General features: G+C 41.4%; 10 protein-coding genes and 5 pseudogenes. 2 read left to right on the plus strand and 13 right to left on the minus strand.

Annotated features, from left to right (window positions below):
* Nucleotides 1-38: 38 nt before the first annotated feature.
* From AC3CID_RS08955 to AC3CID_RS08975, 5 genes and pseudogenes are all read right to left on the minus strand, one after another.
* Nucleotides 39-128 (minus strand): annotated as a pseudogene (locus tag AC3CID_RS08955) (opioid growth factor receptor-related protein); the annotation flags it as partial.
* A 105-nt stretch (nt 129-233) separates the two neighbouring features.
* Nucleotides 234-587 (minus strand): YkgJ family cysteine cluster protein, encoded by a 354-nt coding sequence (locus AC3CID_RS08960; protein WP_171316167.1) that lies wholly within the window; start codon nt 585-587, stop codon nt 234-236.
* A gap of 229 nt (nt 588-816) precedes the next feature.
* Nucleotides 817-1,284, minus strand: coding sequence for an RDD family protein (locus AC3CID_RS08965; RefSeq protein WP_017072730.1), 468 nt, complete (start codon nt 1,282-1,284; stop codon nt 817-819).
* Between the two features lie 146 nt (nt 1,285-1,430).
* Nucleotides 1,431-2,057 carry a LysE family translocator gene (locus AC3CID_RS08970; protein WP_488526413.1) on the minus strand — a complete coding sequence of 209 codons (627 nt, stop codon included), beginning with the start codon at nt 2,055-2,057 and terminating at the stop codon, nt 1,431-1,433.
* A gap of 334 nt (nt 2,058-2,391) precedes the next feature.
* A pseudogene (locus tag AC3CID_RS08975) lies at nt 2,392-2,711 on the minus strand (NUDIX hydrolase).
* 9 nt (nt 2,712-2,720) lie between these two features.
* Between AC3CID_RS08975 and AC3CID_RS08980 the strand changes: the two are divergent.
* Nucleotides 2,721-3,062 (plus strand): annotated as a pseudogene (locus AC3CID_RS08980) (transposase); the annotation flags it as partial.
* A gap of 154 nt (nt 3,063-3,216) precedes the next feature.
* On the opposite strand, the gene AC3CID_RS08985 reads toward AC3CID_RS08980, so the two are convergent.
* The 5 genes and pseudogenes from AC3CID_RS08985 to AC3CID_RS09005 form a co-directional block, all read right to left on the minus strand.
* Nucleotides 3,217-3,690 carry a response regulator gene (locus AC3CID_RS08985; protein WP_017062404.1) on the minus strand — a complete coding sequence of 158 codons (474 nt, stop codon included), beginning with the start codon at nt 3,688-3,690 and terminating at the stop codon, nt 3,217-3,219.
* Nucleotides 3,677-5,032, minus strand: coding sequence for an ATP-binding protein (locus AC3CID_RS08990; RefSeq protein WP_488526414.1), 1,356 nt, complete (start codon nt 5,030-5,032; stop codon nt 3,677-3,679). Before AC3CID_RS08990 ends, AC3CID_RS08985 begins: the two co-directional genes overlap by 14 nt.
* Nucleotides 5,033-5,038: 6 nt before the next feature.
* Complete coding sequence (locus AC3CID_RS08995) at nt 5,039-6,457, minus strand: SLC13 family permease (RefSeq protein WP_488526415.1); 1,419 nt, start codon at nt 6,455-6,457, stop codon at nt 5,039-5,041.
* 308 nt (nt 6,458-6,765) lie between these two features.
* Nucleotides 6,766-7,065: pseudogene (locus AC3CID_RS09000) on the minus strand (hypothetical protein); the annotation flags it as partial.
* A 101-nt stretch (nt 7,066-7,166) separates the two neighbouring features.
* On the minus strand, nt 7,167-7,655 hold the full coding sequence (locus AC3CID_RS09005) for a hypothetical protein (protein ID WP_488526416.1): 489 nt from the start codon (nt 7,653-7,655) through the stop codon (nt 7,167-7,169).
* A 92-nt stretch (nt 7,656-7,747) separates the two neighbouring features.
* Between AC3CID_RS09005 and AC3CID_RS09010 the strand changes: the two are divergent.
* A pseudogene (locus tag AC3CID_RS09010) lies at nt 7,748-8,763 on the plus strand (IS110 family RNA-guided transposase).
* A gap of 354 nt (nt 8,764-9,117) precedes the next feature.
* Here AC3CID_RS09010 and AC3CID_RS09015 read toward each other — a convergent pair.
* The 3 genes from AC3CID_RS09015 to AC3CID_RS09025 all read right to left on the minus strand — a co-directional run bounded on the left by AC3CID_RS09015 (nt 9,118) and on the right by AC3CID_RS09025 (nt 11,182).
* Complete coding sequence (locus AC3CID_RS09015; protein ID WP_488526417.1) at nt 9,118-9,732, minus strand: hypothetical protein; 615 nt, start codon at nt 9,730-9,732, stop codon at nt 9,118-9,120.
* Between the two features lie 146 nt (nt 9,733-9,878).
* Nucleotides 9,879-10,742 carry a hypothetical protein gene (locus AC3CID_RS09020; protein WP_488526418.1) on the minus strand — a complete coding sequence of 288 codons (864 nt, stop codon included), beginning with the start codon at nt 10,740-10,742 and terminating at the stop codon, nt 9,879-9,881.
* Between the two features lie 116 nt (nt 10,743-10,858).
* Nucleotides 10,859-11,182 carry a hypothetical protein gene (locus AC3CID_RS09025; RefSeq protein WP_488526419.1) on the minus strand — a complete coding sequence of 108 codons (324 nt, stop codon included), beginning with the start codon at nt 11,180-11,182 and terminating at the stop codon, nt 10,859-10,861.
* Between the last annotated feature and the right edge of the window lie 387 nt (nt 11,183-11,569).

Here is an 11,569-nt window from a genome sequence, read left to right on the forward strand (position 1 = left end):
TTTCATATACTGTGTTACCCACTGGTTAAATTGGACTTCTAACCATCTAACACATTGCGCCAATATTGCACTGTTTTATCCGAGACATAACCCGTTTCACAGGCCGCTGCGATCAAGAAGTCACATAATCGCCACTTCTTCATTGCCTAACAAGCACGAAACTAAAAATGCTATCAAGTGAGCTATCTTTAATGCTTATGTGATTGTGGGTGCTCTGTTGGCTATCGAGCCAACTACACTAAAACTTGGCGAGTGTTCCTGATGAAGTAATGCACCTGACGTTCAATTTTTAAATCGACCATCTCTGTTGGACGACACCCATTTGGACATGCCATACGAGGTGTTGTGCCAAATAATCGACAGATTAGTGGCCTTTCTTCATACACTTCGCACCCATTAGGCCCTAAGTGCACACAATTATATTCATTTAAGGCAGCTTCATGTTCCGCGTCAGATTTCATCGGTAATCGCGACATTTCTTCCGAGGAGGTCGTCACTGGCCCACAACAATCATGACAACCCTTAACGCATTCAAACGCTGGAATACTCTCGCGGAGGTATGCAATGATTTCTCTATTATTGTTCATCAATATCTTCTTCTCATGTAATGCGCGATCATTATAGAGCAATACATAATTCGCTAGAAGTTGAGAACTAACCTAAATCTAAGGCACCGCGGTCTGGCGAAGTCATCAGGACCACTACGTATGCAAATCATCGGTACGTATGCAGAACGCAGAACGATAGTTATACCAATTACACCAAACCAAGTTGGAACAAAAAACATCATGCATTAACTATCAGTTGGAATTATTCTTAAGCTCGCTTTCCAAACTTTACGGGTTCAATACCTTTATTTGTAGGTCTAACAACGACTGTATTGGCAATTAAATCATGCCAACCTTGTTTCTTTCCGCTAAACGCAATCCAAACAAAACCAAAACACAGTGGAAGAATACTTACGTAATACGCAAGGTACCTTAAAATTGATTTGCCCGTAGACAGCGCCTCTCCGGTCTCCGCATTCACAACTTGAAGCTTCAAAGCAATTTTTCCTGGAGTGCCTGATCGATAAACCCAGAATATAACCGTTGCGATAAAAGGGAACACCCAATTTAACAACATATCCCAGCCGCCTAAGATGAACTCATCTGAATCAAAATAGTAGTCACCATATACCCAATACAATAAAGGCATAGTCACCAGCAAGAACAGGAAGGTATCAATCAACGCAGCTCCTAATCGCACCCAAAAGCCTGCATACTCTAATTGCTCATTGTCCATAAAATATCCTATCTGTTTTGTTTAAATCACATTGCAGCCGAGCGCTCTGTTGAATTGTGATTACGACTATCAACTAAAACGATTGGCACCCAAAGTAAAAATGCCAAACGTTGTGAATCTTAATAAATCAATGCCTAGCGCACAGATTATCGCTGCTTCATAAACGCCACAGCTAACCCAGAAGATACAAATGTAATACCTGCACCAATATTCAACCCTGACACTAACTTAGGCTTGTTCCTGAACCACTCTGACAATTGAGACGAGAAAACACCCATTAAGCTAAAGCCAACTGCCGTTAATAAAGCAAACCAAACGCCATAACCGATCATTTGAGTTGTCACTGACCCTAAACTTGGGTTTACAAATTGGGGTACAAAAGCAAGAACAAACATACCTGGCTTTGGATTAAGCGCGGCAGATAAAAAACCCGTAGAAAAGATGACTTTTAGAGGCTGTTTTTTCGCTGGTTCTAATGTGAACAAATTTCTCGTACGAAGCACTTTCAAACCCAACCAAATTAGGTAAGCTGCGCCAACGAGTTTGACAACGTAAAACGCTACTTCAGAAGTTTGAATGAGAAGGGTAAGCCCAAAGGTCGCGGCAACGACATGAAATAGAATACCCACCCCAGAAGACATACCTGACATTATTGCTGCCAATCGGCCTTGGCTTAAACCTCGACCTATAGCGAGCAAATTATCCGGCCCCGGCGAGATAACTAGCAGTAAACAAGCCAGCGTGTAAGTAACAAATATATCTAATGGAAACATAAAACCTCCTTGTAGTATGGCTCTTAGTGCTAACGTCACGTTATTAGTGAGAGACACATCCACATCGACTGTTTCATCGTACACACAAAAATCGACTGAGACGTGAGCCCGTATTACGCAAACACGAGTTAGCCTATTATGAATCCAGCGTCACTTCAAAACATATATATCGGCGTTAATGTGGTAAGTCCCAGTTAGATATTCACATCCGTCCACCAGACTTATTTTTACTCAATAGAACAGGTAAAAACTGCGAATCGCTCGCGTTAGCCGAAGATCGCTTGTCATGTTTCCTCCGTGAAACTAACGATGAATAAAGATGGTGGTGATGTGACTAGCGTATTTGAGAAGCAAACCGGCTCAAATGGTGCCTATAAACTCGATATCTGCGCGATAAAAATCATCAAGAGAAATAGCTTAGGGCTCTAGCCAATAGAAAGTTTGCTGTCTTTCTGCTTCGACCATTTTAGGCTCATCATTCTGAACCGCACGCTAAACTACATAATGAATCTCACCACCGACGTTATTCAAAGCTTGATGAGTACCGAGAAGTTGTAAATCTTTAAGACCTGTATCTTCCCACAATTCTCTAATTGCGGTTTGGCTACCCGACTCACCGGAATCAACTGAACCTCCAGGGAATTCAAAAACCATACCTTGACCATGCCTAAACCTCGTAACAAAACGACCAACTGGAAGCAATACAACCAATCACTCATTAATCGCGGATCTCTGACCGTTTGGATTAGTGAAGAAGCGATAAGCGGGTGGGCGCAAAGCAAACATAATAAGCACGGGAGGCCACGTCGGTTCAGTGAGTTGGCTATCACGACTGCGCTCATGGTGAAGCGAGTTTTTTCTATGCCACTGAGAGCGCTGCAAGGATTTATCGACTCGATATTTAGACTTGCCAATGTTCCATTAAGTTGTCCACATTACACCTGCATCAGTCGTAGAACCAAGCAGGTTGAGGTCTCATTTAAGACTAAAATGAGAGGAGCAATATATGCACCGAATGATTACGTCTTTCAAAGACAAACTCCTTCAGAAAGCTTCCTTCAGTGCATATAATTTCAAGCGACTGACATAAATGACTAGCGCAAGAAACTAACGTAAATAACTAACGTAAATAGCTAACGTAAATAGTTAACGCAAGAGACTAACGCAAGCGTCTCAACACAACCTGCTGGTCGAGCTCATTCTGATAGTCTGTGTAATCAAGCCCTTGATCAAATATGTACTCAGTGACAAGAGTACGGATGCACTCAACTAATGTACTTGCTTGCCAAGGCTTTTCAAAGTAACGGTCGATGCCTGCTGCGTTAATCGCATTGATGGTATCAGTATGAGTGGCCTGCCCCGTAAGAAGGATTTTCTTTGTATTCGGAAAGCGGCTGTCATGGAACACTTCAGTGAGTAACTCCACACCCGTTTTCCCTGGCATCACATGATCAGACACGATGACGGTAATGTGTTCGCCTTCTGCGTCAAGTTCATCAATGAGATCAAGCACTTCTTGCGCTGATTCACAATCTTCAATATTCAGCCAACTCGCCAGCGGCTCTAAATCTTGTACCACTGCGCTCAGTACTTCTCTCTGGTCATCGACACAGATTAAATTAAGCTTCTCCATGTTCACCCTCTATTGGTAACTTGATTCTAAATACAGTTTTAGAAGCATCACTTTTCACAATGATACTTCCGCCATAACCCGCCACAATCCGCTTAACTATTGATAAACCCAAGCCCAATCCAAACGATAAACCACCTTTTTTAGTGGTGAAGTTGGGCTGAAATACCTTTCTACGAGTCCCCTCGTCTATCTCAGGGCCGTTATTCGCAATCGTAACTAATATTCTTTTCTTACTTAATCTGGTTTGAATTTCTATTGCAGCATCGTCTGAATTCGACATTGCATCACAAGCATTCTTTACAATGTTGACCCAAATCTGAACGAGCTCTGTTTTCGAGCCTTTAAAAGTCGGCAAATCTGCAGGGCTCAATCGCACAGACACTCTACGTAACTCACTTTGTAACAACGATAAGGCATGGTTAATGGAGTCATTAATATCAACCGCTTCTTCGGTGTCAATATCAACTCTGCCAAGTTGTTTAACCGATTTTACGATGCCGACGGTGTGTCTAGATGCCAAACGTAAATCATGTAAATCACAGCCCATTTGCCAAAAGCGAATCGCTTCTTCTGGGTTTTTCAGCCAATGTTTTGAAATAACGTCTGTTGCAGATGAAGCGTCAATTGGAATCGCCTTCGCAAGAGAGCGTGCAATGTTTTTGTCTAAACCATATTTTCTTTCAAATTGTCGCCCACGTGTTCGCGCTTCTGACGACGACGTTTTCTGACCATGCATTAACCCAAAATCGAAAAATTGACTGGCTTCTGGATGCACTTCTTCAAGTAGCTCCATGATGACCGTTTCAAGTCGACCAGATTTACTATTTACTACACCAATAGCGTTGTTAAGCTCATGGGCAATCCCTGCAGCCAATTGACCCAAGGTCGTCATTTGCTCAGCAGTATGTAACTTCTCTAGCGCTTTTTGTTTCGCTATCGCTTCTTGTGTTGCACGGCGTTGACGACGCGACAACTCATTGACAATCACAGGTGTGAACTGTGCGGTAAGAGGGCCAAATTTACGTTCATCTTCTGCCGGCGTGTCTTTGTCGATCCACGCTAACTCAACATCGGTTTTAGCAACAACCGTTGAAGATGCTGTCCAATTACCTGAAAAGAAGCTATGAACGCCTATAAAAGCCCCACTACCCGCGCTAAACACGCGTACTCGCGGTGCATTCGCTTCGGCATAAAAGCCTTCCAGTTCTCCACTAAACACATAATACAAGCGAGTGTTTAACGCTGATTGTTCAATAATGGTGTTACCGGCACGGCACGTCACCCGACGTTCTGTCTGATTAAAATAACGATCGATAAGTGCTTCTAGCTTTTGTTGATACACGTATCGTTATCCTATGTGACCAATTGAATGTAGCACCCACACCATAACAAAACTCAGTAGCACACCAACCACACCCAAAATAATACCGATTCTGGCCATTTGATTACTTTGCACATGACCAGTGGCATGAGCCAACGCATTCGGTGGCGTACTGATTGGCAGCGACATACCTAATGAAGCGGCAAAAGTCACAACCAGAATTAACGTTAACTCACCGCCTAATGGCGTGAGTGAAGCCATAGACGAACCTAATGCAGCCATAATTGGCATTAACAAGTTAGCCGTTGCGGTATGAGACATAAAGTTTGCCATTACCAAACACAAGAACGCTGCTCCGAACAACACCACATATGGTGAATAAGAATCAAACGGAATGCTGTGTACCACGAGCCTTGCTAAGCCCGTTTTATCGAGAGCTAAACCAAGCGCAATACCACCTGATACAAGCCACAATACGTCCCAAGAAATTTTCTTCAGGTCTTCTTTATTGATGATCCCTGTGAGTGAGAACACAGCAACAGGAATCAGAGCGACGGTATAAGAGTTCATGCCATGGCTTGATCCCATTAACCAAAGAATGATGGTCAGCGCAAAAGTGACGTATACCGCAATGGCTTTGGGCGTTTTAAGGAATTTACCTTTGATACTTAGCTCGATTTTCTTTTGGTCAGCTTTGTACATAAAGCCTATTAAAAACCACGCTAACGCCATCATAATAACGACAAACGGCACACCAAATGCCATCCATTCGCCGAACGTAATGAGGTTATCGCCAACTAAATATTTAAGTGCGATAGCGTTCGGCGGGGTACCGATCGGGGTACCAATGCCACCGATGTTAGCGGCAACAGGGATACAAAGCGCAAACGCTATACGACCGGGGTCTTTCGGGCCAAACACAGCCAGTACCGGCGTTAAAATAGAGAGCATCATTGCCGTTGTTGCCGTGTTAGACATAAACATCGAAAAGATACCAGTGATCAACATTAAGCCGAGCATCACAAACTTTGGGTCTTGTCCAAATGGCTTCAATAATACACGGGCTAAGTTTACGTCTAATCGATACTTAGTGGCGGCCATCGCTAAGAAGAAACCACCTAAAAACAGCATGATGATTGGGCTGGCGAATGTCGCCATGATATCGCTGTATTTTAACAGCTCACCAAAATGTTCCTCCCCATGCTCAAACCTTAAAAAGATCAGCCCTTTATCCGACAACATCAACAATTGCAGAACGATAATAACAACAGACGTCGCGTAGATCGGGATGGGCTCGAACACCCAGCACAATGCCGCTAATAAAAAGATCGCGATAACGCGTTGTTGAATAATCGTAAGGCCTTCAAATGGAAACGCTGATAGCGGCATTACGAGGATAATGAAAGGAATTAAAATAGGGATAATATATTTAATATAGGGGCGCATAGCACAAAAACTCTTCCTGAGATAACAACTACTTAGAAATTAGATTTAAAGTTCTAATTTAGTCCGACAACGAATTATCGACCTCTTATCACTATCTCACTATCGGCTAGATCAATGATTACGTAATCGCGATATCCCCTTTTTCGATTCTGTGCGCTACCTCTACGTTTGTATGTGATTTACTGCTGCAACTAAATTCCGAGAAACAAAAGGCAAACGTTCGCCTTTGCGTGGGAGATCCGTTATATGTGAGCTATATTTGACACCTGATTGGTTTTCAGAAGTAAAGAGCATAGCTGCATTATCGAGTAGCTCTTGTTCTCATACCATTGCATTAAAGCGGCATACGCAGCTGTGTATACCCCGTTATCCAATATCCTTTGAATACGAAAATCCGTAAGCTTTGGCGCTTGTAGCGTTGCAGAGTACTCGCCTAAAAATTCAATCTCAGTTTGGTCTATCAGCTCACTCGTTTTAAGCCACACATTGTCTGATTTAGCGAAATACCCATTTAGATAATTCGCAGCCAAGTAAGCTTTTAGAGAATGAGGTTGATGGATGCTGGCACTGCTATAAAGTGCCTTTTCCAATAGTTGGTCGCTTGTCATGTTTCCTCCATGAAACGTGACCCTTAACTCTATGCTGAGAGATGACGCCATGTGGGATGAAAATACAGCCAAAAACTAATCATTGACGCCATAGTCGTTTGTTATGTGCACACACTTGGCTCTTTCGACAAACTATCAATTAAGCTATCTATTTTGTCACAATTCAAATTTGGTAAGTGATTGCTACAATAATTTCGAATCAAAGGTAACAAGTATTCATCAGCTTTATTTGGTGATGTTCTCCTAAGCTCTTTATGTGCGAGAAGCGATGTAGTAAACACGTCTTCTAAAGTCTCTATTGACTGCTTCGAAACATCGCTAGCGAACATTGCGTTCAGAATTAGAGCATGAATTACCTCCTTTTTATCTTCACCTTTCAGTTCACACAACGTGTGATTTATAGATGCATTTGAGACTTTAATAAGAGTTTCAGCGGTATTTGTATTATGGTATTTAAATAACTCGTATTCTTTCTTTAAGCGTTTGTTATGCTTTTCGTCTAAATCATTTAGAGTCATGGAAGCTAAATAATACATCCCTCCAACACCAATAAAAAAACTAACTAGAGCTACTGAAATGTACTTGATCATATTGCACCCCCTGTGCACATAACGAATAACATGGATTCCCCCTACCGAGGATCTGCCACACTTATGTGGTACTTAAATGCATCGGAGGCACCATGTCTGATTATTCTTATTTCTGCGGTATCGACCTAGCTAAAAACCACTTTAGCCTTCATGCCGTAGACCAAAATGGTAAGGTCATACTTCATAAGTCGGTAACTCGCTCTAAACTACTGACTACAATAGCAAATATTCCACTCATGCGTATAGGCGTTGAAGCGTGTGGTGGTGCACATTATTGGGTAAGAACACTCAATAAACTGCCCGTATCATGGCCGTTAAATACGTGGTTCCTTATCGAACTAAAGGGAAGAACGACCTTAATGATGCTGTTGCTATCTGCGAAGCTGTTCAGCGACCATCCACTCGCTTTGTGCCCGTAAAATCCCCCGAGCAACAAGCCATCTTATCGGTACATGGAATGAGAGAGCATTGGGTTCGTGAGCGCACCGCGCTTATGAATTGCATACGTGCCCTATTCTCTGAATTTGGGTTGATCATACCTGTTGGCCGCTCTTCGTTAATGAAGCACGTTCCCTTAATGCTGGAAGACGCAGAAAATGAGCTGCAACACCTCGCAAGAACAGTGATTGCCGATGCTTATCACCACCTTGGAGAATTGAATCAACGTATCGCCGATACTGAGCAAGTCTTCGATTCTTTTGCTAAGGTCAGCGCTAATGTTCAACGAGTGATGAAGGTTCGTGGCATTGGACCGCAAACCGCTACTGCGATACTTGCGTCGATAGGCAATGGTTCTCAATTTGATAAAAGCCGTGATTTCTCAGCTTGGCTAGGACTAGTACCAAAACAATATTCGACGGGAGGAAAGCCTCGCTTAGGTCGGATAACCAAACACGGCGACAAATACTTACGAACACTATTAGTTCACGGCGCAAGGACCGTGATTGCCAACCTTGGCGACAAGCAAGATAAGTTAAGTCAGTGGTGCAGAGGCGTTCTGGAACGAAGAGGAATGAACCGAGCAATAGTGGCACTTGCTGCGAAGAACGCACGAATTATATGGTCGCTTTTACACAATCAAACAGAATATGAAAACTATGCTGCTTAAGTAAAAACCTAAGCAGCATAAGGAGTTAAACCTACCGGGTCATTGCAGACGCTAATGATGGAGATAGGTTAAGACCACTTGCGGAGAGCCTGTTAATGCGGCGGACACACTAGATGTCATCTAACGAATAAGGCACCGCAGTCGCGCAAGTCATCAGGGCCACGACGTATGCGAATCGTCGATAAGTAGGCCGAATGTAGAGCGGCAGTCCAAAACCCATCAGCATAAGTTTAGCGGATGTTTGACAACCTGGGGGGAATCCATGTAGCCGCGTTAAGCGGACAAAAATTGTGGGTTATAATGTGTAGCGAAGCGAAACGTAACCCACTGTTTTTGTTCCGTTTAAACGCCTTGTTAAATTTTTAGTTTCGACAGTTTGATTGCTGCATGCCTACCCCAAGTAGTCCAATGAACGTATAAGCCCATAAAGATCATAACGAAACCAAGTCCAGCCATCGAGAAACCAGGTTGAACTGGTAGGTACTTAAGTACAGTAGCGAAAAAGAACAGCAACAAAGATATAAAACCTAACAAGACGACTCCGATGGAAAACCAAGTAACGACGTTATTTATCCAGACATCTTTTCTACCAACTTTTAACTCTACTCGCCCCGACTCACCAAGAGACATAAATGGGTAAGCTCTTCTCAAAAAGAACCAGCGGGCTTGATTTGGATACTTCTTGTTTATATTTATTAACGCATCTCGATACGGTTTATCAGCCCGTATGCCATGACTTTGATAAAATAATTGAGCTTCAATATTTTCTTGAATTGCGAACTTCACATTGTCACTGAGATGATGGTTATCCAAGCACTTAATTAACAAATCTAACTGCTTAGATTTTCGTTCGTGCAGACCTTTATAGACTCCCGAAAGATCAATCTTATATAGCCAAAAAAGCACAACTGACAATGTAATGATAGACAGTTGTGCTTTTTCTATAATTTGAACTACTTCTGATAGCACTCGATACTCCTAATTGAAATTTAACGCCGCATTAAGGTGTGAGCAACGCTACCACGAAACTTAACCTTACCACCGTAAACACCGAACTCAACGATGGAATGAAAAATGCCAAGCGTTGGGAATCACTCTTAAATGCTTTGTTATATTTAAATTTCCGTTATGTACAGTTTTGTAGTTTCGATAATCTCATTAGCATTACCTTTAGTTGCAATAACTGGGTCGCTGCCTTCAATATATAGAGAGTTACTTCTTGCATGCTTCGATTTTTTCGGAAGAAATACGTCATACCCGCCAACCTTTGCGACATTGAAACCGTTAAGGATGTTTATATCAAATGAATAAAGGTATCGTTCATCACTTAAGCGACTGATTTCTATTGTACTCAAACAATCAACAGCTTTGTCTTTGTAATTGAGCCCAATAGTTTTGCCATCTCTATCCTTTTTCGTAGATAATAGCTCTTTATATTTCCCACTTATTTCACATAAATCAAAGCTCTGCTTGGTTGGAAACTCATTTATCCCAACAGCCAAGCTAAAGTTCTCAGAGTCTTTTTTATTCTCAATTGCAAAATGAAAGACAGCAATATTGTCACTATCGAGACCAATAGAGTGGTTATTTTTAACTGGTACGAAAACAGGAGCCTCTTTATCAATTACAGTTTTTGTCCGTGAATTGATCTGAGCTAACCGATCCTCGAAATACTTTAAGCGATCCGCTTTTTCTTTTAGTCCGATCCCGGATTGTGCAAAGAGAGAAGTTAGATCTGAAGTGATGTTTCTAACTTCATTGGTATCCTTAAGCACTTTGGCTTTTTCTTGGAACACGACTCTTGCATCACCTATACCGAACTCTTTTACATGATTTTCTCTAGCTATTTTCAAAAAATCATTCAATGTTCCTGATGGTATAACTAACCAAAACGCCATAACTAAAGCTGGCCACTTCATTATAGGTACGAATGACAACATCAATTCTTGCCAAAACTCCCTAGAATGCTGTTCTTCCATTAATACCTCCGAAATAGAATTAAATATAACGCCGCGCTAAGCGGACTAAAATAGTTGGTCAAACTTGTTGAGGCACGAAACATGACCAACTGTTTTTGTTCCGTTTAAGCGCCTTGTTAGTTTTTTGGTTGCAACCATGAAGTGAGTATATTTACACCAAGGGCACCTACAACTGCAGGAAACATAACAGCCCAAATATTAGCTACACTTTTTCCTGAAGAGGCATCTTCGGTAGATATTTTAGAAGCAGCTTCAAGAGCCTCGTACATTAATTGAAAACTATTCATTAAAGCAAGACTAGCTGTTGCAGTAATTAACAAAGCAATACCGCATGCTAGAGCTTTTTTACTATTTACATCAGATCCTTTGTAAATAGATAAGATAATTAAAGTTGGTATAATTGCTGTAATTATACTTGCCCAATTTGCTAAACCACCCATATTACGACTCCATTTATGATTAAAACTAACAGCTATTAGACAGAGAAATTCTGTACTTAAATACAGAATTTTTCTATCTAGTTTCTTATGTAGCCTATCTTAAGCTACTTACCCCTTTCATAACAATGACTTATCCTTCTTAGTTTGTAATTGAGCAAGAAAATGTAGAATTTTTCTATCTAACAGGACTAAATGTAGAAAAGATGAGATCTGTGCTTAGTGGTATTGTTAAAATAAGATTACTATTGATAATAAAGACAATATTGGAACTAAGAAAAACTCAGTTATTTACAAACTTATAATTAGGGTAAAAACAGAGAAATATCGAAATTAACTTAGAAAAATTCATTCTATAGATTCAAACAACGCGGATTTTAATAACTCCCG

It is taken from the genome of Vibrio sp. QJM3NY_21 (assembly GCF_057785975.1).